Source organism: Clostridium nigeriense, assembly GCF_900086595.1.
Taxonomy (GTDB): Bacteria; Bacillota; Clostridia; order Clostridiales; family Clostridiaceae; genus Clostridium; species Clostridium nigeriense.
The window spans coordinates 736,407-760,430 of the sequence record NZ_LT575472.1; the positions used below are offsets into that span (position 1 = coordinate 736,407).

Sequence of the window (24,024 nt, forward strand, 5' to 3'; positions counted from 1 at the left end):
AATTTATACAAATATACAAAAAGCTATATTTAATGAAAAAAATTTTATTATATAATTTAAATTATGTTATAATATAGTAGAATTTATAGGCTTAGAAATAAACGGCAAAATTCCAAGAAAGATTCGGAGGTTGAAATGATGAATAAAGGTTTAAGATTAGATTTATCTAAGGTAGAACCATATGTTAAGATAGAACAAGAACTTAGCAATATGGAAGCAATGGTAAAGTGTGCTCATAACACTCTTACAAATGGTACAGGTGCTGGTAATGACTTTTTAGGATGGTTAGACTTACCTGTAAACTATGATAAAGATGAATTTGAAAGAATAAAAAATGCAGCAGAAAAAATAAAGAAAAATTCAGATGCTTTAATAGTTATAGGTATAGGTGGATCATATTTAGGACCAAGAGCTGCGATAGAAATGTTAAATAGCAATTTCTATAATGTTTTAAAAAAGGATCAAAGAGATACTCCACAAGTATTCTTTGTTGGAAATAATATTAGTTCAACATACTTAGCTGATCTTTTAGATGCAATAGAAGGTTTAGACATAAGCGTAAATGTTATATCTAAATCAGGTACTACTACAGAACCTGCTATAGCATTTAGAGTATTCAAAGACTATATGGAAAAGAAATATGGTGTAGATGGAGCTAAGGAAAGAATTTTTGCAACTACTGATAAGAGCAAAGGAGCATTAAAATCATTAGCTGATGAAATGGGATATGAAACATTTGTTATTCCTGATGATGTTGGAGGAAGATTCTCAGTGTTAACTGCAGTTGGATTATTACCAATAGCTGTAGCTGGAATTAGCATAGATGAAATGATGCAAGGGGCTGCTGATGCAAGAGAAGCATATGCAACTGATGATTTTAAAAATAATGACTGTTACAAATATGCAGCAATGAGAAATATCCTATATAATAAAGGTAAAAATGTAGAAATATTAGTTAACTACGAACCAGGTTTACACTACTTCAATGAATGGTGGAAACAATTATATGGAGAATCAGAAGGAAAAGATCAAAAAGGTATTTTTCCAGCAGCAGTTGATTTCTCAACAGATTTACACTCAATGGGACAATTTATCCAAGAGGGTAGCAGAATAATGTTTGAAACAGTTCTTAATGTAGAAAAAGCAAAAAGAGAAGTTTCAATAGAAGAAGTTGAAGGAAACTTAGATGGATTAAACTTCTTAGCTGGAAAAACTATAGATTTTGTTAACAAGCAAGCATTCAATGGAACTTTATTAGCTCACAATGATGGTGGAGTTCCTAACATGGTATTAAATATTCCAGAGCTTAGCCCATATTACTTTGGATATATGGTTTACTTCTTTGAAAAAGCTTGTGGTATAAGTGGATACTTATTAGGAGTAAATCCATTTGACCAACCAGGAGTTGAAGCATACAAGAAAAATATGTTTGCTTTACTTGGAAAACCAGGCTTTGAAGATTTAAAAGCTGAGTTAGAAGCTAAGTTAAAATAATAATGAGAATTATAGTAGATGGAGATGCCTGTCCAGGTATCTCCATTATTGAAAATATATCAAAAAAATATGGGCTTGAATTAATTGTATTTTGTGATATCCACCATTATATAAGATTAGATTATGGAGAAGTTAAAGTTGTAGATAGTGGTTTTCAAAGTGTGGATATGTATGTAGTTAATATATGCAAGGAAAAAGATATAGTTGTAAGCCAAGATTATGGGGTTGCAGCTATTGCATTAGGAAAGAAAGCCTTTGTTATAAATCCAAAAGGATATTATTATAATGAAGAAAATATTGATAGATTATTAGAAGAAAGACATATATCTCAAAAAATAAGACGTGCAGGTGGAAGAACTAATAACCCTAAAAAAAGGACAAATGAAGACGACTTAAGGCTAGAAAAAAACTTAAAAAAGTTAATAGAATGTAATATAAGAGAATAAGCTGTAGAAATATAAAATACGGTTTATTCTTATTTCTTTATATAGGTGACAAATTTCGTTTTATATTTCTTTATATTGAAGGTATAATAATATTAGGGAATAATGAGAAAAATAGGGTGTGAGATTATGAAGGAAATAATTTTAACTTTTGATAAACAAAGTCCATCAAGAGTGGAGGAAACTATTAGTATAAAAGCTATTTCAGAAAATCAAGGGAATTTGGAGTATAAATTTTTTCAAGGAACTCCAGGAGAAAGAAATTTAGTTTGGAAGCAAATTAAAGATTTCTCTAGTGAGGGTGAATGTTTATGGCAACCTAAAGAGCCTGGTGAATATATGATAATGGTTAATGTAATAGATAAAGATACAGGAAGTGTACAAAATGTAAGGTCAAGCTATGAAATTAAGGATATAGAAGAAAAGGATATCATTCAATCTAAAAATTCAAATTATAAACTAATACAAGATGTTGCAATAGATAAGACAAGCTTAATTCTTGGAGAAAAAATAAACTTAGATGTACTTTCTCCAGAAGATGAAGAAGTTTTACTGTATAGATTTTGGATTAGTGGAAATCAAGGCTGGGAACCACTAAAGGATTACAGTACAGAAAATAAGTTAACTTATACAACTACTAAGATTGGAGAAGGGGAAATATTAATTGAGTGTAAAAGACCATCTTCATCTAATCATGTAGATGATTTTACTACTGTAAAATTTAAGGTTAAAGAACAACCAGTTATTCAGATTAACTCATTTAATTGTTTAACAGAAAGTCTTTTAGTAGGTGAAGAGCTTGTTTTTAAAGTTGGAGTTAATTATGAAAAAAGTAGGACTATATTATATAAGTTTTTAAAAGTAGATTTAAATGGAAGAATAACCTGTGTTCAAGATTATTCTACTAAGAATATAGTTTCTATATGTGAAAGAGAAAAAGGAAAATATAAATTATTATGTTATGTTAGAGATATATTTTCTAATAAAGCCTATGATGATAGAGCGGCAATGGTGTACTTTGTTAAACCATATGAGAAGATTAAAATAAGGAGCTTTTCTTCAGAGTTAAGTTCGCCTCAATTATCTGGAAATACAGTAACCTTTAAATCTTCAGTAATGGGGGGAAAGGAAGTTTTATATAGGTATATAGTTGAAGGACCTTTGGCTGAGGATACTGGATATATCAGATCTGGAATTTTTAATTGGGAGACTAAGACAGAGGGAGAATATAAGGTTATATTAAAGGTTAAGGACATATCCTATCATGGAGAATATGAAGATATAAAAGAGTTAAATTTTAAAATAGATAAAAAGGGAGAAAAGCCTGTAAAAATATTGGGGATTAATGCAAGTAAAACTAGAGGCTGTATAAAGGGAGAACCAATTAATTTAAAGGTTAAAGCTGAAGGTGGTACAGAGCTTAAGTATTCATTTATTGTTTATAAAGATAGTGTTGAAAAAGAAAGAAGCAACTATGGGGTAACTAACTGGGTGAACTTTACTCCAGAAGATAGTGGTGAGTATCAAGTAGAAGTAAGAATAATTGATAAATATTCTTCTAGAGAATATGATGCTCATGAGTATATCTTCTTTAAGGTTAAGGATTATCAAGAAGCAGAAGTAGATTATGTATTATTACAGGGGAAAGAGTTTTATTTAGTAGGAGACACTATAGAGTTTGAAATAATTGCACAAAATACAAAAAATATATTATTAAGATATGTAACTAAAATTAATGGACATGAAGTTGAAGATACAGGATTTGTTAAAAGCAAATATATAAAGGCAAAGCCTAAATGTCCAGGGAAATATACCTTTGAAATTTATGCGAAAAATATATTATGTAAAGAAGAGTATGATATAAAGAAGGAAGTTTCTATTTATGTAAATGAAGCAACCCCGGTAACAAATACTAAAATAAAGATGGATATTGATAAAATAATTGAAGGAAAAGAAGTAACTTTTGAAGCTACAAGTGAAGGTGGAAAAGAAGTTTGTTATGAATTTTATATAATGGAAAAAGGAAACTGGGTTAGAGTTCAAGCTTATAGTAGAAAAAACTACTATACATTCCTTCCCTTTACAAGTGGGAATTATAGAATTCTAGTTTTAAGTAAAAGTTACTATAAAAAAGTTAATTATGAGGATTATGCAGATTTAGAATTTAAAGTTGGGACTTAAGAAAAACCTTTCCCATTCGAAATTTCTAATAGTTATATAAGTGAGAGTGAGGGAAAGCTTGTGAATATTCCTAAGGTAGAAGATTTTCTAGGCTTAACAATAAGTAAGGATGTATTAAAAAAGGCAATAGGTGATGGACCAGAATTTGACTTAGTATATGAAACCATGTTAAATAATCAAATGGAAAATATGAAATCAAATAATGATATTGAAAATAATGAAGAGAGTAGTATTTTTATAAGTAAAGGTTCTGGACAAAGACTTGATGATATTCCATTAAAAATAAGAAAAGAGCCAATACAAACTGGAGAATTATTATTAGAAAGTATAACTAATAATACAGTTGCTAATGCTGTCAGTAATACAAATAATAACTTAAGAAATTATTCTTCAGAAGATGATTCTGTTAATATGGAGGATATCTATAGTGCTGTTGATAAATATGCAAATAAATATGGGGTAGATAAAAATTTAGTATTAGCTATAATTAAGCAAGAGTCAAATTTTAATCCTAATGCAGTTTCATCAGCAGGAGCAAAGGGGCTTATGCAAATAATGGACTTTAATTTAGATGCCTATGGTGTAAATAATCCTTTTGATATTGATGAAAATATTGAAGCTGGTGTTAAGCATATTAAATCCTATTTAAATATGTATGGTGGAAATGTTGAGATGGCATTAATGGCTTATAATGCGGGGCCAGGTACTATTGAAAAAAGAGGAGTTAAATCTCCAAGTGATTTATATAAAATGCCACAAGAAACTCAAAATTATGTACCAAGAATTATGGCACAACTAGCATAAAATTAAATTAATATAATAAACAATAAACTAAAAAACTCGGACTGTGGTCTGAGTTTTTTATTTAGTAAATTGTTATAAAGCTTTATTAATTACTTATTTGCTAAAATCAATATAAAGTAATAAAATAATTCATAGTAGTTCAAAATAAAATAAGAAAGAAGGTGCCTTTATGGAAAGACTAGATAAGGTTTTATCTAATTTAGGGTATGGGAGCAGAAAAGAAATAAAGCAAGCTATAAAAAAAGGTCTTATTGAAGTTAATGGAGATTTGGTAAAAGATAATGGAATGCAAGTAGATCCTGAAAGAGATAAGATAATTGTTAATGGTGAAGAAATTTTTTATAGAAAATATATTTATTTAATGATGAATAAACCTGATGGGGTAGTATCAGCTACTTTTGATAATAGAGATGAAACTGTGGTGGATTTATTAGAAATTGAGCATCAAGTATTTAATCCATTCCCAGTTGGGAGATTAGATAAGGATACAGTTGGACTTTTATTATTAACTAATGATGGTGAATTAAACCATAGATTAATATCACCTAAGTGGAAGGTTGATAAAATTTATTATGCAAAAATAGATAAGAAAGTTACAGAAGATGATGTTAAGAAGTTTAAAAAAGGTATAACTTTAGATGATGGATATCTATGTAAGGAAGCTAAACTTGAAATATTAAGTGCTACAGAGGAAGGCTCTGAGGTAATGGTAACAATTCAAGAAGGAAAGTTCCATCAAGTTAAGAGAATGTTTGAAGCTGTAAATAAGAGTGTAGTGTACCTAAAAAGAGTTGAATTTGGAACCTTAAAGCTAGATGAAGAGCTAGAGGAAGGCGAATATAGAGAGCTAACTGAAGAGGAAGTAAGTATTTTAAAAGGTTTTTAACGAATGTTTTATAAAAATGAATTAAAATAATTCATAATTCTAAAAATTTTACAACAATCTTTCAAAATCTCTTGCATTTTTAAAATATATACAATATAATATCATTGCAAGGATAAATAAAAGGAATAAATAGCCCCCTTTTTATTTATTGCTTATTGCTAAAGCGCAACCTAGCCCCAAGGGTTGCGTTTTTTGTTGCATAAAAATAAATTTAAACCTTTACTTATAGTGAAAATTTAATAAAATCGCAAAAGAAAACAATTTCATTTAGGGTTAACAATTTTAGTGCAATAACGACAATATATATAGTATTATATAAAAATAAATTCAAAATTTTACAATATTTCATATACAAAGATAAATAAGAAAAGTTATGCAAGAAAAAAATCTCGCGAAGAAAATAATGAATGAAAATCAATCAATAGTTAATAATTAGAAGCATTGACTATTAAAGTATAAGAGTGTAAAATTAAACAGGAAAAACATAACAAAAGGTTAGGGGGATTATTTATGAGGAATATAGAATGGTGGCAGTACTTGCTTTCAATGTCAGCTTATATTGCCATTTTATATTTGTTAGTAGAATTGGCTAGAAAATACTTAAAATCAACTACTGTAATAGGCATTTTAGCCGTATTTGCTTTTCCAATATGGTTTAAAACCTTCGGAGATAATTGGTTTAGATTAGCTAAGGTATTATCAGTAGTTATTCCAACTTGTTTCGTAAATATTTGTAGAATGAGCTATAAATATAAGGAAAAAGGTTTTAAAGTATTAAGACAAAATTGGGTTTTTTGGGTATTATATGGAGTTCTTTTTCTAAATATACTAGAAGCATCTTTAAAGGATCTTACTTTAGGAAATTATATGAATTTTGCAGCAGGAATGATATGTGGAATAACTATCCCACTTCCACCAAAGAATTGGAAGTTTGGATCTAAGGAAGGATGGGCAGAATTAATATGTGATATACCATTAATGTGGTGTTTATTCTATACAACTTGGAATGCAGGATTTGTTTATGCTGAAAATACTGGATATTTTGCAAGTTCAATATGTATATTAATTGTCCCAGAAATATACTCTTTAATTAGAAAAAGGTCAGATTTATGGTTGCATGCTAGAGTTTATACCTTAGCAATACATATATTTATAAGAGCAACCTTTGGAGATATATTTGGACCTATAATGGGTTCAGAAGCATGGAGAAATGAAAGTATTTTACCTATAATTGGAGCTTTTAATTTAGCCTTTGGGTTAATTTATGCAATTTGGTGGTTTAATAAATTAAATAAAGAAAAAAAGACAAATTTAAATATGATAAATAGTTCTGTTTAAGCAGCAAAATACTGGTGATATATAATTAAATAAGAAGTTTGTATAGATGTTTATATTTTTCTTATTTGAGTTTTAAAGTGTGTTATATAAGTATGCAATGATTTGGAGTAAATTCCACTGAATAAGCAAGTTTATATAGCGCACTTTTTTTATAAATTCATAATCTAATTAAAGCTTTTAGGCAACAATATAAAAGATATGTATGATATAATATGTTAGTAATAGGAAAGGAGTCTGGATTGATGGATTTAAAGTCATTACTTAACAAAGAACAATATGAAGGAGCTACTACTGTAGAAGGTCAAGTATTAATACTAGCAGGAGCAGGTTCAGGAAAAACTAGAGTTTTGACATATAGAATGGCTCATATGATAGATGATTTAGGAATTTTACCATATAAAATTTTGGCCATAACTTTCACTAATAAAGCAGCTAAGGAAATGAAGGATAGAGTAAAGGCTTTAATAGGGGAAAGAGCAGAAGATATGTGGATATCAACATTCCACTCTACTTGTGTAAGAATACTTAGAAGAGAAATAGAGAAGATTGGATACAAGAAAAACTTTACAATTTACGATACCTCAGATCAAAAAACCCTTGTAAAGGAATGTATGCAAGCTTTAAATATTAATGATAAAGATATAACTGATAGAGAAATTATGAGTAAAATTGGTAAAGCAAAGGACAATATGCAAAGTCCAGCTAGCTTTATGAGAGAAAATGAAAGTAATTTTAGAGAAAAGAAAATTGCAGAAGTTTATGAAATGTATCAAAAAAGGCTTAAGGAAAATAATGCCTTAGACTTTGATGATTTAATTTTTAAAACTGTTGAATTATTTAAAAGTAATAAGGAAACATTAGAATTTTATCAAAGAAAATTTCAATATATTATGGTAGATGAGTACCAAGATACAAATAAGGTTCAATATGAATTAATTAGATTACTTGCGGAAAGTCATAAGAATATATGCGTAGTAGGCGATGATGACCAATGTTTAGTTGAAGGAACTTTAGTTGAATCTGAAAAAGGAAAAGTAGCTATTGAGGATTTAAAAGAAGGTTCCAAAGTAAGAGTTGCAGTTGGTAATGGTGAAACTAATTTACTTGAAGTTAAGAATATTTCTAAGAGAGAATATGAAGGTAAAATAGTAAAAGTAACTACTGAAAGTGGAAAAGTAATTAAATCGACGCCTAATCATTTAACTTTTACAAGGGTATTAATAGAAGAAGGAAAATATTATGTATACCTTATGTATAAAAAAGGATATGGATATAGAATAGGTCAAACTTCTTCAATTAGAAGTAGAGAAAATAGAAAGGCTAGTGGCCTTGCAGTTAGATTAAATGGAGAGCAAGCAGATAAAATGTGGGTAATTAAGGTTTGTTCATCTAAGAGTGAGGCAACTTATTATGAAGAATTTTATTCTGTTAAATACGGTATTCCTAAGGTAGTATTTAATTCTAGAGGAAGAAATATAACCTTAAGCCAAGAGCAAATAAATAATTTATTTAAAGAAATAAATACTTTTGATGCGGCAGATAGGTTAATGGGTGAAGAGTTTTTATATAAAGATTATCCTCATCATTTAAGTTCTGCAGTTATTAGAGGAGAAAGTGTAAGAAAGCTAATTAATTTAAGCTTTTTTGGTGGACGTAAATCTGAAGAAAGAGGAATTTATTCACATAGAATAGGATTAAATTCTTCCGGTGAAGAAGATAAAAATAAATTTATAAATGCAGGCTTTAATGTAAGAGATGGGCAAAGAAAAACCTTTAGAGTAGAAACAGAAAGAGCGTTATATGATGATGCAGAAGATTTTTCAAGAAAACTTTCAGAAACTAATGATGAATTTGAAATAGTTAAAAAGGCTAAATTGACTTCGGATAACATCTTTAAGTTTATGCCTATGGGAAGTTTAAAAGAAGGTATGGCCTTAGCTATCTTAGAAGGCAATAAAATAATTGAAGATAAAATAGTATTCATAGAATTTGAAGATTATACGGGAAGTATATATGACTTAAATATAGATTATGCAAGAAATTATATAGCTAATGATGTAGTTGTCCACAATTGTATTTACCAATGGAGAGGCGCAGATATTAGAAATATTTTAGATTTTGAGAAAGATTATCCTAATGCAAAGGTAATAAAGCTTGAACAAAATTATCGTTCAAAGGGAAATATATTAGATGCAGCTAATGTAGTTATAGTTAATAATGCTAATAGAAAAAGCAAAGTTTTAAGAACTGAACAAGAAAGTGGAAATAAGATAAAGGTTTATAGAGCTTATTCAGATTCTGATGAAGGTAACTTTGTAGCAACTCAAATAAACAAAATAAAAAATGAACAAAATTTAAGTTATAAAGATTTTGCAATTCTTTATAGAACTAATGCTCAATCACGTATATTCGAAGAAAGTTTAAGAAGAAATGATATTCCTTATAAGATATTAGGTGGAACAAGATTCTATGACAGAAAAGAAATTAAAGATATGCTTTCATATTTAAAGGTGTTAGTAAATCCAACTGATAGCATAAGTTTAAAAAGAATAATAAATGTTCCAAAGAGGGGAATAGGTGATGCAACTGTTAATAAAGTTGCAGATTTTGCTGATGACTATGAAATACCTTTATGGGATGCATTAAGTACAGTTAGAAATATTCCAACTCTTACTGCAAGAAACTGTGGGGGAATAGAGAACTTCATGGAAATGATGAATAGATTTATTGACATGAGTGAAGTTTTACCTGTGTCGGTTTTAATTGAGACTATACTAAAGGAAACAGGTTATATATCAGAATTAGAAAAGTCAAATGAAATAGAAGATAAGAGTAGAATAGAAAACTTAAAGGAATTAGTATCAGATGCTGTGGATTTTGAAAAGAGTAGTGAAGATAAAAGTTTATCTGCATATCTTGAGAAAGTTTCGTTAGTTCAAGATACAGATAAGCTTGAGGAAGAAGATGATACAATAGTTTTAATGACTGTTCATAGTGCTAAGGGGTTAGAGTTCCCTGTAGTATTTATGGTTGGAATGGAAAATGGAATTTTCCCAGGAGTTGCATCATTTGATAGTGAATCTGAAATGGAAGAATCAAGAAGGTTATGCTACGTTGGAATAACAAGGGCAAAGGAACAATTATTTATGACTTCAGCAGAAGTTAGAAGACAGTTTGGAAGAACTGTAGCTTATCCTCAATCAGACTTTATAGCAGAAATTAAAGCAGATTTAAAAGAATATGTTTCAGCTACTGGAGGAGCACAAGAGTCTAGAAAGTCAATGTTTCCAAGTGATAATAGGTATAATAATCCTCATAGCCTAAGAGGAAGCTCCATGACTATGTCAAAACCACAAGCTCCAAAACCAACATCAACAGTATCATCAACCGATATTAGTATAGGAAGAAAGGTTAAGCATAGTAAATTTGGAGTTGGAACGGTAGTTTCAATAGCAGATACAGGAAGCGATAAAAAGCTAACTATAGCCTTTGATAACCAAGGCATAAAGATACTTATGCTATCATTAGCAAACCTGGAATTAATGTAGAATGTAGAATGAAGAATGTAGAATTTTGGAATAAACTCCTACGGAGTTTAGAAATTTATTTTTTAGTAATTTTGAAAAAATTACTTCTGCAATTCTTCATTTTTAATTCTTAATTTTTCATTTAAAGAGGTGTTTTATTTGGATAAAAAGAAAAGAATAGAAGAGTTGGTAGAAGAATTAAATAGATATGCTTATGAGTATTATTCTTTGGATAATCCTTCTGTTACAGATAAGGAATATGATGAAAAGTATTATGAGTTAAAGGCTTTAGAGGAAGAAACTAATTATGTTCTTCCTTACTCTCCAACATTAAGAGTTGGTGATAGAGTATTAGAAGGCTTTAGTAAATATACTCATAAGGCTAGACTTTGGAGTTTAGATAAGGCTCAAAGTCTTGAAGAACTTAAAGATTGGCATAATAGAAATCTTAAATTTATTAATGAAATGAATGCTAGAGGGGAAAATTTACCTAAGCCTAGATATGTTTTGACAAAGAAGTTTGATGGACTTACAGTAAATTTAACTTACGATGAAAATGGAATATTAGTGGCAGCAGCTACAAGAGGTAATGGAGAAGTCGGTGAAGAAATTTCAGCTCAGGTTAAGACTATAAAGTCTATTCCATTAAAAATAAATAATAATGATTTATTTGAAATACATGGAGAGGCTATAATGACTACTGAAGCCTTTGATAATTATAATAAAAATGCTGTAGTACCACTTAAGAATTTAAGAAATGGAGCAGCAGGAGCTTTAAGAAACTTAAATTTAAAAGAAACTGCAAAGAGAAATTTATCAGCCTTTTTCTATGACGTAGGATATAAGGAAGGAGAGCCATTTAAAACTTATGAGGAAATGTTAAGCTTTATAAAAGAAAAGGGCTTTCCAATGGATGATTATGTTAGATACTGTACAACTATTGAAGAAATAGAAAAAGAAATAGAGTATATTAATAGCATAAGATTCGATTTAAATTATGATATTGATGGAGTAGTTATTGCTATTGATGATATAAGAACTAGAGAACTTATGGGCTATACAGTTAAGTTTCCAAAATGGGCTATAGCTTACAAATTTGAAGCTCAAGAAGCTACCACAAAACTTTTAGATGTTGAATGGAATGTTGGAAGAAGTGGAAGAGTTGGGCCAACAGCTATATTAGAGGCAATAGAACTTGCAGGTGTAACTGTAAAGAGAGCAACTTTAAATAATATTGATGATATAAGAAGAAAAGGTGTAAGAATTGGTGCAGAGGTATTTGTAAGAAGATCTAATGATGTTATTCCAGAGATTATGGGAGTAGTTCAAGAATCTTTAGAAGGAACTGAAGAAATAAATGTACCAGATAATTGTCCAGCTTGTGGAGCACATTTAGTTCAAAATGGTGTTCATTATTTCTGTGAAAATACTTTATCCTGTAAACCACAAATGGTAAAAAGTATAGTTCATTTTGCTTCTAGAGATGCTATGAACATTGAGGGTTTTTCAGAAAAAACTGCAGAGCAACTATTTGAAAAGCTAGATATAAAATCAATGGCAGATTTATATAAGCTTCAAAAAGAGGAGTTATTACAATTAGATAAATTTGGACCGAAGAAAGCACAAAATCTTTTAGATGCAATTGAAAAAAGTAAGGATTGTGAACTGTATAGATTTATATATTCCCTGGGAATTCCAAATGTAGGTGTTAAAACTGCAAAAGATTTAGTTAATAAGTTTAAATCTATAGAAGGTTTAAAGAATGCTACCTTTGAAGAATTAGTTTCTGTTCAAGATGTTGGAGATATAGTAGCTAATGGAGTTATGGAATTCTTTAAGGAAGAAAAGGCTATAAAAACTATTAATGAATTGTTAGAACTTGGTGTTAATCCAAGGTATGAAGAAAAAGTAATAATAGAAAGTCCTTTTGAAGGTAAAACAGTAGTAGTTACTGGAACATTAAATAATTATTCAAGAGGAGAGATAAAAGCTAAGTTAGAAATATTAGGGGCTAAGGTGTCAGGAAGTGTTAGTAAGAAAACAGACTTTGTAATAGCAGGTGAAGAAGCTGGTTCTAAGCTAAACAAAGCTATTGAACTTGGGATAAAGGTATTAAAGGAAGAGGAGTTTGAAGATTTAATAAAGGAGTAAAGGAAATGAAGAAATTTGGTGTTAAAGATATATTTACACTTATATGCACAGTTGCTGCAATTGTAACCAGTGTAATTATTGTCCTTACTTTTTTAACAACATATCATTTCATTAATAGTATGCCTATATTTAATTCTTATCTTCCATTACAAGTTGGTATATGTATAACTATGGTTTTATGGGCTATAAGATTTTCAATGAATAGGTTTGGAAAAGAGAAATATATTTATTCTATAATATGCATAACTATATCTGTTATATCATTATTTTTTATAATAAAGTTTGTTAAATAAAAAAATATTAAGAGGTTGTCTTACAGACAGCCCCTTTTTCTTTACTTTTGAAGTGATACTATTAATTTTATGATGACTTGCAGTTAAGGGATGGAGTAAGAAACTTATATATAGCTCTTTGTTATAGGTACTTTTCAAATTTAGCAATTACTTCATTATAAATTTTATCTAATATACTAAAGTCTAAAGATTTTATATAATAAGCTTCTAAGTCATCATGAATTCTATGAGCTTCAGATATTAAGAAAAGTGCCTTATCAGTTAACTCATAAAATTTTTCTTTATCATAATTAATTTCATTTTGGTTTTTAGAAATAATTGAGGAATTACAGAAGTCCTCAATAGTATAAGTTTTTCCCATAAAAGAGCATTGACTAATTTCATTTTCAGTAACTATAGCAGTAGATATTTCTGGAATTAAAACATGCTCTATTCTTTCAGAATCAAAAGGATCATGAAGATACTCTACGAAGTAACCTTTCTTTTGAGCAAGCTTTCCTAGTTCAATTAGGATTTTACTCTTGCTAAATCCAGGTCCACCTTTTAAAATAAATTTTTGTTTATAATCAGTAACTAAATCTTCAGCAAAGGTGATAATACCATTAGGTGTAAAGGCCGTTGCAAATACATGTCTTTCATCACCAAATCCAGATTTTTGCTTATTAAAAACTTCTTCCTTTAAGCTTTCAGTTATAGTTACAATCTTACTATAATCTAAAGCTTCAGCATTTAATCTACTCCAATCTTCATGAATAGGTTTTGCTGCTGCAAGAAATTTGTAAGCTCTTTGAAAATTAGTGCTTATTTCTTTATAAACATTTATTAATTCCTTTTTTCTTAAAGAAAGAGCATCATTATTTAGAGCAATTCCCATATTTATGATTTCATCAACTGCCCCTGGGAAAATTGGGTCTACCATATGTGGAGAGGTTCCATCTAACATAGCTATTTTAAGTTCAGGAATAACAATTCCATCTAATGACTTATCATCAGAGGAACAATGATTATATTCTACAGAATAGCCTTTATCTAAAAAATGTGAAGCAACCTTTTTCATTAAATAAGATTTACCAGTACCAGGACCTCCTTTTATACAAAGGACTCTATTAGCATCTTCTTTTCTTATTATATAGTTAAAAAAAGAATGGAAGCCTTTGTAAGTATTACCACCAAGAAATAGATGTCTTTCCTTGTTATATGTCAAAATCATCACTCCTAACGTTCTGTAATAAAGTTCCAATAATAATATATGTACTATCTTATAAATTGAACCTAAATTATTAAAATTAAAATGTATAAATTTAATCTAGCAACTTTTAAATATGCATAAGATTTCATTATGTATAGTTCATAAAATATCATTAAATTTCATAATTATAAGAAAAAACTACTTATTTATATAATATTTCTATAAAAAAATTATAATTATAAAATTTTTATAAAAAAGTTGAAAAAAAGTATTGCATAAAAATAAAAAATGGGTGTATAATTATGCTATCGTAAATAAAAGATGTTGGAATAGATAAGAGGGGGATTTATAAATGAAAAAAGGAATGTTAAAGAAAATATTAGCTATAACTATTGTTGGGGTTATGGGATTTGGATTAGTAAGTTGTGGATCAAAAAAGGATAAGCTATCTACAATAAAAGATTCAGGCAAATTAGTAGTAGGATTAAGTGCTGACTATGCACCATACGAATTTCACATATTAGATGAAAATGGACAAGACCAAATAGTTGGTTTTGATGTTGATATAGCAAAAGAAATAGCAAAGGATATGGGTGTTGAATTAGAAATAAAAGACATGAATTTTGAAAATTTAGTAGCTGGAGTTTCTTCAGGTAAAATTGACTTAGCTATTTCAGGAATGACACCAGATGAAGAAAGAAAAAAATCTATAGATTTTTCAGATATTTATTATACGGCTCAACATGGAATTTTAGTAAGAGCTGAAGATAAAGATAAGTATAAGACATTTGAAGATTTAAAAGGACAAAAAGTTGGAGCTCAAATGGGTGCAATTCAAGCTCAAATAGCAGAAGAAAAAGTACCAGAAGGAGATCTTCAATTACTTTCAAATGTTAATGATTTAGTTCTTGCTTTAAAAGGTAAAAAAATTGAAGCTTTAGTAGTAGAATTACCAGTTGCTGAAATGATAGTTAAAAACAATCCAGAACTTAAGATAGCAGAAGAAAAAGTTACTGATACTGAAGGTGGATCAGCAGTTGGAATTCAAAAAGAACAACAAGCTTTATTAGAACAAGTTAATTCTACAATTAAGAGAATTAAAGAAGAAAAGTTATTAGATAAATTTATAATAGAAGCAAATGAATTAGCAGAAAAACAAAATTAGTAAGGAGAGTGTAAGCTTTGTCATTAGATTTTAGTGTATTAGCTGGAAATATGCAGTATTTTTATACTGGTATAAAGTGGACGATATTAATATCTTTTTTAAGTGTTTTATTTGGAGTTATATTTGGAGCTTTATTAACACTTATGAAAAGATCAAAATTTAAAATTGGAAAGATAAATCCTTTAAATGCTTTAGCAACAGCTTATATAGAAATAATCAGAGGAACTCCAATGTTATTACAAATAATGTTGGTTTACTATGGATTTGATCAATTATTAAATATAAATATGGATCCTTTACCAGCTGGTATAATAGCAGTTTCCTTAAATTCAGCAGCCTATGTTTCTGAAATTATAAGAGCAGGGATAGATGCTGTAGATAAAGGTCAATATGAGGCTGCAAGAAGTCTAGGAATGAGTCAATTTATGGCTATGAAGCTTATAATAATACCTCAAGCAACTAAAAATATTTTGCCAGCTATAGGAAATGAGTTCGTTACAGTAATAAAAGAATCTTCAATGGCATCTGTAATAGGTGTTGGAGAAATTATGTATAGTGCAAAAGTTATTACAGGAAAAACTTTTAGAGCATTTGAACCTTTGATGGTAGCAGCAGTATTTTATTTTGTTATTACATTTACCTTAGGAAGAATTATGAATTATATAGAAAGGAGAATGAAGGCTAGTGATTCACGTTAATAATTTACACAAATATTTTGGGGAAAATGAAGTTTTAAAGGGCGTTAATGATCATATAAAAAAAGGTGAAGTTGTTGTTGTAATAGGGCCTTCAGGATCTGGAAAAAGTACTTTTTTAAGATGTTTAAATTTATTAGAAGAGCCAACTCATGGGGAAATAATATTTGAAGAGCAAAATATAACAGACAAAAATATTGATATAAATAAAATTAGAGAAAAGATGGGGATGGTTTTCCAACAATTTAATTTGTTCCCTCATAAAACAGTTATAGATAATATAACCATAGCACCTGTAAATGTAAAGAAAAAATCAAAAGCTGAAGCAGAAGAAAAAGCAAAAGAATTATTAAAAAGAGTAGGTCTTTTAGATAAAGCAAATGCTTATCCATCTTCACTTTCAGGTGGTCAAAAGCAAAGAATAGCTATAGCTAGAGCATTAGCTATGGAGCCAGATGTTATGTTATTTGATGAGCCTACATCGGCTTTAGATCCAGAAATGGTAGGTGAAGTTTTAACTGTTATGAAGGATCTTGCAAAGGAAGGTATGACTATGGTAGTTGTAACTCATGAAATGGGATTTGCAAGAGAGGTTGGGGATAGGATTTTATTTATGGATGGAGGAAATATAGTAGAACAAGGAACTCCTGAAGAAATATTTGATAATCCTAAAAATCCAAGAACAAAGGACTTTTTATCTAAAGTGCTATAATGCTTTTCGATGAAAAATTAAAAATGTAGAATTATTGAAAAAACTCAGCTTTTAGCTGAGTTTTTTGTATATAAAAGTATAAGAAGAAATTCTTTAAATTAGGTAGAATAATGTAGAAAAAAGAAGATAGGATACAATTGACAGATAACTTTTAAAGATGTTAGAATAAGGTTATTCTGTAAATGATTACAGAGCAACTTTGAAAGTAGGGAATTTAATGATTTGTTTTAGAGAAGTTTTAGAAGAGAATCCAATAGTAGCAGCAGTTAAGAACGAGGAACATTTAGAAGCAGCACTAGAAAGCGATTCAAAGGTCATATTTGTATTGTTTGGAAATATACTTAATATTAAAGACTTAAGTGAAAAGATATCTAAAAGCAATAAGATAGGAATTTTACATGTAGATTTAGTAGAAGGACTTTCCAGCAATGAATTTGCTTTAAAGTTTCTTAAAGAAAATACTAAGTTTCAGGGGATAATAAGTATAAAGCCACAGGTGTTAAGAAATGCTAAAAAGCTTGGATTTATAGGTGTTCAAAGAATTTTTATGATAGATAGTTTATCTAAGGAAAATATGAAAAATCATTTAGTAAAAGAGTGTGATGCTGTAGAAATCCTTCCTGGACTACTATTTAAGATAATTAAGGAACTTTCTTTAACGCTGGACAAGCCTCTTATAGCTGGAGGATTAATTTCTGATAAAGATGATGTAGTTGAAACATTAAAAAGTGGTGCAACCTGCATATCTACAACAAAAAAAGATATATGGTATATGTAGGAGAGAAGTGGAGATAATGCTACATAAAACTGTTCTGGCAGTTTTATGTAGCTTTTTATTTTAATATTTTTAAAGGGGAGAAAAAAATGCAAGCTTATTTTTCTGAATTTTTAGGAACTCTAATTTTAATTCTACTAGGTAATGGCGTTGTAGCAAATGTTGTTTTGAAAGACACGAAAGGGAATTCTTCAGGGTGGATAGTTATTACAGCAGGATGGGGTTTTGCTGTAGCTGTAGCAGCATATATTACAGGTTGGATGGGAGGTGCTCACTTAAATCCAGCAGTAACTATTTCTCTTGCAGTATCAGGTTTATTTCCATGGAGCAATGTTTTAATGTATATTATATATCAAATGTTAGGGGCTATGGTTGGAATGTTCATAGTGTATATTAATTACAAGTTACATTATGACGAAACAACTAATGGTGAGGATGTTAAAGCTACTTTTTGTACAGCACCAGCTTTAAAGAACAAACTATACAATTTTATATGTGAGTTTACAGGAACTTTTGTGCTATTATTAGGTATAAGAGGAATAACCTATAGTGAAGTATTTAAGACAACTTTCCAAAGTCCTGTAGGAGAAATAATAGGTACTGTAGGAATTATGGGGCCATTCTTAGTTGGTATCTTAGTATGGGGAATAGGTTTATCACTAGGAGGAACAACAGGATATGCAATAAATCCAGCTAGAGACTTAGGACCAAGAATAGTACATGCATTATTACCATTAAAGAATAAAGCTAGCTCAGATTGGGGATATGCATTAATACCAATAATTGCACCTATACTTGGAGGTATATTTGGTAGTTTAGTATTTGATTTTATTATTAAATTATAGATAAGGAGAGAAAAGCTATGAAAAAATATGTAATAGCTCTAGACCAAGGTACAACTAGTTCCAGAGCAATAGTATTCGATAAAGAACAAAATATAATTGGTATAAGCCAAAAGGAGTTTACTCAAATTTATCCAAAGGAAGGTTGGGTAGAGCACGATCCATTGGAAATATGGGCTACTCAATATGGAGTTCTTCAAGAGGTTATTGCAAAGACTAACATTAGCCAAGATGAAGTTGCTGCCATAGGAATAACTAATCAAAGAGAAACTACTATAGTATGGGATAAAAATACTGGTAATCCAGTTTATAATGCAATAGTTTGGCAATGCAGAAGAACTGCTGATATATGTGATAAGTTAAAGGCTAAGGGATTAGAGGGATATATTAAAGAAAATACAGGGCTAGTTGTTGATGCTTATTTTTCAGGAACTAAGATTAAGTGGATTTTAGATAATGTTGAAGGCGCCAGAGAAAAGGCTGAAAGAGGAGAATTATTATTTGGTACTGTTGATACATGGCTTGTATGGAAGTTAACTAATGGAGAAGCACATGTTACAGACTATACAAATGCCTCTAGAACTATGATATATAACATAAGAGATTTAAAATGGGATGATAAGATTTTAGAAGAACTAGATATTCCAAAATCAATGCTACCAGAGGTGAGAAATTCTTCAGAAGTTTATGGATATACTAATCTTGGAGGAAAGGGTGGCATAAGAGTTCCTATAGCTGGAATGGCAGGCGATCAGCAAGCAGCATTATTTGGACAAACTTGCTTTGAAAAGGGTGAAGCTAAAAATACCTATGGAACTGGGTGTTTCTTATTAATGAATACTGGAGAAGAAATGGTTGAAAGTAAAAATGGACTTTTAACTACAATAGCAATAGGACTAGACGGAAAGGTTCAGTATGCTTTAGAAGGATCTGTATTTGTAGGAGGAGCAGTAGTTCAATGGCTTAGAGATGAATTAAGATTAGTAAATGATTCAGCAGATACTGAATATTTTGCTAAGAAGGTTGATGATAATGGTGGAGTTTATATAGTACCAGCTTTTGTTGGACTTGGAGCACCTCATTGGGATATGTATGCAAGAGGAGCTATTTTTGGATTAACAAGAGGAGCAAATAGAAATCACTTAATAAGAGCAGCATTAGAATCTATAGCATATCAAACAAAAGATCTTATAGATGCAATGACTGAAGATGTGGGGGCTGAACTAAAAGGAATAAAGGTAGACGGAGGAGCAAGTAGAAATAAATTCTTAATGCAATTCCAATCTGATATATTAGGTACAAATGTTATAAGGCCTATTATTTCAGAAACTACAGCGTTAGGTGCTGCATATCTAGCTGGGATTGCAGTAGGCTTCTGGAAGGATAAAGAAGAAGTTAAAAAATTCTGGCATATGGCAGATGAATTTAAGCCGAATTTAGATTTGGATATAGTTAATAAGTATTATAGTGGTTGGAAAAAAGCAGTTAAGAGAACTTTAAACTGGGAAGATTAGTAGTATAAAGTTTAACTTTAGTAACTTAGTGTAAATTGCATCCTTACAATTTAAAGTGTACCTATTATTTTATCATGACTTTAAGCTTAGTGAAGTCATAGGAAAATTATATAGGTGCACTTTTTGTTCTATTAGGGAATATAGAAAATAAAATAATAATAAGAAATTAATGGAGGATAAATTAGTATATGAAATACAAATTTGATTTTTTATTATTAGAGTTTAAGGATATTTACTATATTTTAAATAGAACCTGGGAAGAAGAAGATTTAAGAGTAATAAATTTAAAATTAATCAAGTTAATCAAAGAAATAATAATTACAGCCCATTTAAATAATAAGATTTTTTATAATACAGAAAACACTTTGGAAGAAAATATGGAAATTCTTTATGATAAAAATATAATTTCTTATGACTTAATGAGATATATTAAAAATTATTTAGATGAATTATATTACTTTAAGAATTTATTTAATAGTAACTTAAATGATGAAAAAAAATCTGATTATAGAGAGCTTTTAAAAAATGAAGAGCTTATTTATGAAATTTGTGTATGGCTTGCTATAAAATGTGGAGAAGAAGATTACTATCTTTGTATAAATAATTTAAATAATGAAGAAAAGAAGATGTTTAATAAGTATCTAAATCTTAATTTAGAAAAGAGTTATGATGAGGAGTCATTAGAATCCTTTGGTATAGATGAGATGGATGATATAGATGAATATTTAGAAAAGGAAGAAACATCAGCAGAAGAAAACTTACTTACAGGTGAATTATATTATTTAGGTAAAAATGTAGATAAGGATTATTATAAGGCAAAGGAATATTTTGAAAAAGCAGCTAAGGAAGGTAATGAACATGCTGAAAGCTATCTAGGGTTATTTTATGAGAAGGGATATGGAGGAGAAAAAGATATAGATAAAGCTCTTTATTGGTATAAGAAAGCAGCGTTAAAGGGAAATATATTTTCACAATATTCCCTAGGATATCTTTATTACGAAGGTAAAAAAGTAGAAAAAAATTTAGATTACTCATTTAAGTGGTATAAAGAGTCAGCAGAAAAGGGCTTTGCGCCAGCTCAATATGCCCTATCATATCTTTATAAAAATGGAGAAGGTTGTGAACAAAATACTTTTAAAGCCTATTATTGGCTAGAAGAATCTGCAGATAATGACTTTGAGGATGCTTATTATATTTTAGGACAATCTTATTTGGAAGGTAACAGTATAGATACTAATTATAAAAAAGCATTTTTTTATTTATCAAAAGGTGTTAGTAAAAATGATAAAAATTGCCTTGAAAGCTTAGGAGACATGTATTATTGGGGGTTATACGTAAAGGAAGATAAGGAGAAGGCTTTTTCCTTATATGATAAAAGTATTGAGGAAGGTAATATAAGTCTTTATTATAAAGTAGGAAAGTTATATGAAACAGAAGATAATATAGAAAAAGCTTTATTAAATTATTACAAGGGACATGCAAATGGAGATATTAAATCTACTCAGAGATTAGGAATTATGTATCTTAATGGTGAAGGAGTTAAAGTAAATAAGGAAAAGGCTCTAAGATATATTAATTTAGCCGTTGAAGAGGGGGATGCCCATAGCATTTATATTATGGGGATAACTCTTCTATACGAAGATAGAAAAAAGGCCATAGAATATTTAATAGAAGCTTATAGAAAAGGTTCTTATTATGCAGCTGAAGTATTAGCTGGGGAAGGAATAAAAGATTATTTAAGTAATAAAGAAATTAAAGAATTAGATATTTTAGGTTATGTAAATACTGCTGTAGAAAATGGGTTACCTATTGGAATATATTATTATGGTTTATTAAATCATTATGGATTAGCGGTAGAAAAAAGTGATGAAATGGCATTTATTAATTTTAAGGAAGCTGCTGAAAAAGGCTGCGAGGAGGCAATTTTACAAATAGCTAATTGGTATAAGAATGGAATATTTTTAGCTAGGGATATTGAAGCTGCAATAACTTGGTATGAAAAAGCTACAGAAATGGTAAGTGTTAGAGGTATTTTGGAGCTTATAGAAATTTATGAAAGAGGGATTGGTGGAAAGGAAGATTTATTAAGAGCTTTTGAAGGGGCTATGTTTTTAAGAAAAATAGATATAGTACAAGGGGATATAAAATTAGCTTATTACTACTTAAAAGGAATAGGGACAGAAGTTTCAAAGGATGAGTCAAATAGGTATATTAATGAATTAATGAGTTTAGATGAAGGAAAGGCCTATAACTTGTTAGGAGAGTTATGTGAAGCGGGACTATTAGAAAAGACAGAAGAGGAGTCAGTAGGATATTATTTAAAGGCAATTTCCTTAGGTGAGTTAGAAGGATATTCTAATTTAGAATACTATCTATATAAAAAAGGACGAAATATAAGTGAATTTAAAATTAAAGAAGATGATCTTTTAATAGACAATCCTAAAAGCATATATATTAGGGCTAAAAATGAGATAAGAAAGGGAAAAGAAATTAAAGATAATAACCTAATAAGTAATGGAATTAATCTTTTAATAAAAAGTATTCACTTAGGGTTTTATGAAGGAATAAATACATTAATAAATATATATAAAGAAGATAAAAGTGTAAAAGGATTAATTAATTTATGGAAGTATAAAGAAATGAAAGCATATTTTAATATATAACCTTAGGTTTGTATTAAAGGATAAGAGTACTACAAAATTTATATTACTTGTAGTACTCTTATTTTACTTATTGCATAACATTCATTAAATATATTGATAAAATGTAAAAAAAATACTGGTAAATATATTATAATATTAAAAAAATCTGGGTATATAAAATTTTATTTCAAAATTTTCAAAAAATATTGAAATAAAAAATAATACATGTATAATATAATTATAAAGTGCATTACAAATAAAAGATTCTAGAATATATTGGGAGGAAATATTTATGGTAGATAATATGGAAGTAATAATCTTTGAAATAATAAGTCAAGGTGGAACTGCAAAGGGACTAGCTTATGAAGCGTTAGAAGCAGCTGAAAATGGAGATTTTAAAAAAGCAGAAGAATTATTAAAAGAATCAGATGAGTGCTTAAGAGAGGCACATAAAATACAAACTGAAATAATTCAAGCTGAAGCAAGAGGAGAAAAAACAGAAGTATCAGTATTATTTGTACATGCTCAAGATCATTTAATGACAGCTATTGAAGCAAAAACTTTAATAGAGCATATAATTAAACTTCATAAGAAGTTAGAAGCAAAATAAAATTAAAAGAAAAGGAGGTATTAAGGGAATGAAGAGACCTTCCCCTGTAAGTGAGTTACAAGCTAAAAAAACAGATTATAATATACCAACTTTTGGATTTAAAAGTGCTTTAGCTATTTTAGCTGGGGCAGTAGGAGGAACAATTATTTTTCCTTTACTTTTAAGCTTATTAGGAATAAATGCTAATTTTAGCATAATGATAGGAAATACTTTTATTACAAGCTTTGGAATAGCTTACTCAAGATTTTTTATTGAAAGTAAGAAAGGCTTTTGTAGAAGTTTTTGGTTAACTTATTTATTTTTTGGAATTTCATTTGGAATAATGTCTTATTTGTGGAGATATTTAAACTTTTTTATTTAAGTATTAAGTAAACGTTTTTAAAATATAGGATTTGGAGGTATTAATATGAAGGTATTATTTGTTTGTTCTCAAGGAATGTCTAGTGCTATTGCTGTAAATGCTTTAAAAAAGGAAGCAGAAAAAAATGGAGTTGAAATGGAAGTAAATGCAGTAAGCACACAGGAGTTTGAAGAAGAAGTGAGAGAAGGGTACGACGTTGCAATGGTAGCACCACAAGTTAGACATCGTTATGATTATTTAAAAGAATATGCAGATGCAGCTAATGTTCCATGTGCATTAATTCAAGCTCAAGCTTATAGTCCATTAGGTGGACCTAAGCTGTTTAAACAAGTTAAAGAGCTTATAGAAAGCAAATAAGCTTATATAAGTTCCGATATATTACATTTTATTTTAATATTATTA

General features: G+C 29.1%; 20 protein-coding genes. 19 read left to right on the forward strand and 1 reads right to left on the reverse strand.

All coding sequences use genetic code 11. From position 1 onward, the window contains the following. The first annotated feature begins 138 nt into the window (after positions 1–138). From BN6774_RS03880 to BN6774_RS03920, 9 genes are all read left to right on the forward strand, one after another. Positions 139–1,494, forward strand: a complete 1,356-nt coding sequence (locus BN6774_RS03880; RefSeq protein ID WP_066890224.1) for a glucose-6-phosphate isomerase — start codon at positions 139–141, stop codon at positions 1,492–1,494. Positions 1,495–1,496: 2 nt separating this feature from the next. After that, entirely contained in the window at positions 1,497–1,940 is a 444-nt protein-coding gene (locus BN6774_RS03885) for a YaiI/YqxD family protein (RefSeq protein WP_066890226.1), read from the forward strand. A 126-nt stretch (positions 1,941–2,066) separates the two neighbouring features. Continuing rightward, positions 2,067–4,118, forward strand: a complete 2,052-nt coding sequence (locus BN6774_RS03890) for a triple tyrosine motif-containing protein (RefSeq protein ID WP_066890228.1) — start codon at positions 2,067–2,069, stop codon at positions 4,116–4,118. Positions 4,119–4,178: 60 nt separating this feature from the next. Continuing rightward, on the forward strand, positions 4,179–4,922 hold the full coding sequence (locus tag BN6774_RS03895; protein WP_066890230.1) for a lytic transglycosylase domain-containing protein: 744 nt from the start codon (positions 4,179–4,181) through the stop codon (positions 4,920–4,922). 169 nt (positions 4,923–5,091) lie between these two features. After that, positions 5,092–5,808, forward strand: coding sequence for a pseudouridine synthase (locus tag BN6774_RS03900; RefSeq protein WP_066890232.1), 717 nt, complete (start codon positions 5,092–5,094; stop codon positions 5,806–5,808). Between the two features lie 510 nt (positions 5,809–6,318). Then, complete coding sequence (locus BN6774_RS03905; protein ID WP_066890234.1) at positions 6,319–7,146, forward strand: hypothetical protein; 828 nt, start codon at positions 6,319–6,321, stop codon at positions 7,144–7,146. Between the two features lie 242 nt (positions 7,147–7,388). After that, a complete protein-coding gene (locus BN6774_RS03910) occupies positions 7,389–10,694 on the forward strand; it encodes a UvrD-helicase domain-containing protein (RefSeq protein WP_066890236.1) in 3,306 nt (1,101 codons plus the stop codon). A 138-nt stretch (positions 10,695–10,832) separates the two neighbouring features. Continuing rightward, positions 10,833–12,824 carry an NAD-dependent DNA ligase LigA gene (gene ligA / locus BN6774_RS03915; protein ID WP_066890238.1) on the forward strand — a complete coding sequence of 664 codons (1,992 nt, stop codon included), beginning with the start codon at positions 10,833–10,835 and terminating at the stop codon, positions 12,822–12,824. Positions 12,825–12,829: 5 nt separating this feature from the next. Then, complete coding sequence (locus BN6774_RS03920) at positions 12,830–13,117, forward strand: hypothetical protein (protein WP_066890240.1); 288 nt, start codon at positions 12,830–12,832, stop codon at positions 13,115–13,117. 121 nt (positions 13,118–13,238) lie between these two features. Here BN6774_RS03920 and BN6774_RS03925 read toward each other — a convergent pair whose 3' ends face one another. Continuing rightward, positions 13,239–14,327, reverse strand: a complete 1,089-nt coding sequence (locus tag BN6774_RS03925) for a P-loop domain-containing protein (protein WP_066890242.1) — start codon at positions 14,325–14,327, stop codon at positions 13,239–13,241. A 331-nt stretch (positions 14,328–14,658) separates the two neighbouring features. Between BN6774_RS03925 and BN6774_RS03930 the strand changes: the two genes are divergently transcribed. The 10 genes from BN6774_RS03930 (at position 14,659) to BN6774_RS03975 (ending at position 23,979) form a co-directional block, all read left to right on the forward strand. Then, entirely contained in the window at positions 14,659–15,471 is an 813-nt protein-coding gene (locus BN6774_RS03930) for a transporter substrate-binding domain-containing protein (RefSeq protein WP_066890244.1), read from the forward strand. Between the two features lie 50 nt (positions 15,472–15,521). Then, a complete protein-coding gene (locus BN6774_RS03935; RefSeq protein ID WP_066896409.1) occupies positions 15,522–16,169 on the forward strand; it encodes an amino acid ABC transporter permease in 648 nt (215 codons plus the stop codon). After that, positions 16,156–16,878, forward strand: a complete 723-nt coding sequence (locus tag BN6774_RS03940; RefSeq protein WP_066890246.1) for an amino acid ABC transporter ATP-binding protein — start codon at positions 16,156–16,158, stop codon at positions 16,876–16,878. The genes BN6774_RS03935 and BN6774_RS03940 overlap by 14 nt, the downstream gene beginning before the upstream one ends. A 217-nt stretch (positions 16,879–17,095) precedes the next feature. Next, the gene (locus BN6774_RS03945; RefSeq protein ID WP_066890248.1) at positions 17,096–17,656 is read left to right on the forward strand and encodes a glycerol-3-phosphate responsive antiterminator; all 561 of its coding nucleotides are present in this window, start codon (positions 17,096–17,098) and stop codon (positions 17,654–17,656) included. Positions 17,657–17,742: 86 nt separating this feature from the next. Then, the gene (locus BN6774_RS03950; RefSeq protein WP_066890250.1) at positions 17,743–18,498 is read left to right on the forward strand and encodes an MIP/aquaporin family protein; all 756 of its coding nucleotides are present in this window, start codon (positions 17,743–17,745) and stop codon (positions 18,496–18,498) included. A gap of 17 nt (positions 18,499–18,515) precedes the next feature. Beyond that, positions 18,516–20,009: a glycerol kinase GlpK gene (glpK, locus tag BN6774_RS03955; protein WP_066890252.1), complete on the forward strand. Its 1,494-nt coding sequence runs from the start codon at positions 18,516–18,518 to the stop codon at positions 20,007–20,009. Between the two features lie 188 nt (positions 20,010–20,197). Continuing rightward, on the forward strand, positions 20,198–22,672 hold the full coding sequence (locus tag BN6774_RS03960) for a tetratricopeptide repeat protein (protein WP_066890254.1): 2,475 nt from the start codon (positions 20,198–20,200) through the stop codon (positions 22,670–22,672). Positions 22,673–22,943: 271 nt separating this feature from the next. Next, positions 22,944–23,261: a PTS lactose/cellobiose transporter subunit IIA gene (locus tag BN6774_RS03965; RefSeq protein WP_066890256.1), complete on the forward strand. Its 318-nt coding sequence runs from the start codon at positions 22,944–22,946 to the stop codon at positions 23,259–23,261. 28 nt (positions 23,262–23,289) lie between these two features. Then, positions 23,290–23,622 carry a hypothetical protein gene (locus BN6774_RS03970; protein ID WP_066890258.1) on the forward strand — a complete coding sequence of 111 codons (333 nt, stop codon included), beginning with the start codon at positions 23,290–23,292 and terminating at the stop codon, positions 23,620–23,622. A gap of 45 nt (positions 23,623–23,667) precedes the next feature. Next, a complete protein-coding gene (locus tag BN6774_RS03975) occupies positions 23,668–23,979 on the forward strand; it encodes a PTS sugar transporter subunit IIB (protein WP_066890260.1) in 312 nt (103 codons plus the stop codon). Positions 23,980–24,024 lie beyond the last annotated feature (45 nt).

What these genes read in the sequence shown, in the direction of transcription:
- BN6774_RS03930 (WP_066890244.1), top strand. Translation starts at nt 14,659, where the DNA reads ATGAAAAAAGGAATGTTAAAGAAAATATTAGCTATAACTATTGTTGGG.
- BN6774_RS03950 (WP_066890250.1), top strand. Translation starts at nt 17,743, where the DNA reads ATGCAAGCTTATTTTTCTGAATTTTTAGGAACTCTAATTTTAATTCTA.
- BN6774_RS03970 (WP_066890258.1), top strand. Translation starts at nt 23,290, where the DNA reads ATGAAGAGACCTTCCCCTGTAAGTGAGTTACAAGCTAAAAAAACAGAT.
- BN6774_RS03880 (WP_066890224.1), top strand. Translation starts at nt 139, where the DNA reads ATGAATAAAGGTTTAAGATTAGATTTATCTAAGGTAGAACCATATGTT.
- BN6774_RS03900 (WP_066890232.1), top strand. Translation starts at nt 5,092, where the DNA reads ATGGAAAGACTAGATAAGGTTTTATCTAATTTAGGGTATGGGAGCAGA.
- BN6774_RS03945 (WP_066890248.1), top strand. Translation starts at nt 17,096, where the DNA reads ATGATTTGTTTTAGAGAAGTTTTAGAAGAGAATCCAATAGTAGCAGCA.
- glpK (WP_066890252.1), top strand. Translation starts at nt 18,516, where the DNA reads ATGAAAAAATATGTAATAGCTCTAGACCAAGGTACAACTAGTTCCAGA.
- BN6774_RS03890 (WP_066890228.1), top strand. Translation starts at nt 2,067, where the DNA reads ATGAAGGAAATAATTTTAACTTTTGATAAACAAAGTCCATCAAGAGTG.
- BN6774_RS03960 (WP_066890254.1), top strand. Translation starts at nt 20,198, where the DNA reads ATGAAATACAAATTTGATTTTTTATTATTAGAGTTTAAGGATATTTAC.
- BN6774_RS03925 (WP_066890242.1), bottom strand. Translation starts at nt 14,327, where the DNA reads ATGATTTTGACATATAACAAGGAAAGACATCTATTTCTTGGTGGTAAT.
- BN6774_RS03910 (WP_066890236.1), top strand. Translation starts at nt 7,389, where the DNA reads ATGGATTTAAAGTCATTACTTAACAAAGAACAATATGAAGGAGCTACT.
- BN6774_RS03885 (WP_066890226.1), top strand. Translation starts at nt 1,497, where the DNA reads ATGAGAATTATAGTAGATGGAGATGCCTGTCCAGGTATCTCCATTATT.
- BN6774_RS03965 (WP_066890256.1), top strand. Translation starts at nt 22,944, where the DNA reads ATGGTAGATAATATGGAAGTAATAATCTTTGAAATAATAAGTCAAGGT.
- BN6774_RS03920 (WP_066890240.1), top strand. Translation starts at nt 12,830, where the DNA reads ATGAAGAAATTTGGTGTTAAAGATATATTTACACTTATATGCACAGTT.
- BN6774_RS03935 (WP_066896409.1), top strand. Translation starts at nt 15,522, where the DNA reads ATGCAGTATTTTTATACTGGTATAAAGTGGACGATATTAATATCTTTT.
- BN6774_RS03975 (WP_066890260.1), top strand. Translation starts at nt 23,668, where the DNA reads ATGAAGGTATTATTTGTTTGTTCTCAAGGAATGTCTAGTGCTATTGCT.
- BN6774_RS03905 (WP_066890234.1), top strand. Translation starts at nt 6,319, where the DNA reads ATGAGGAATATAGAATGGTGGCAGTACTTGCTTTCAATGTCAGCTTAT.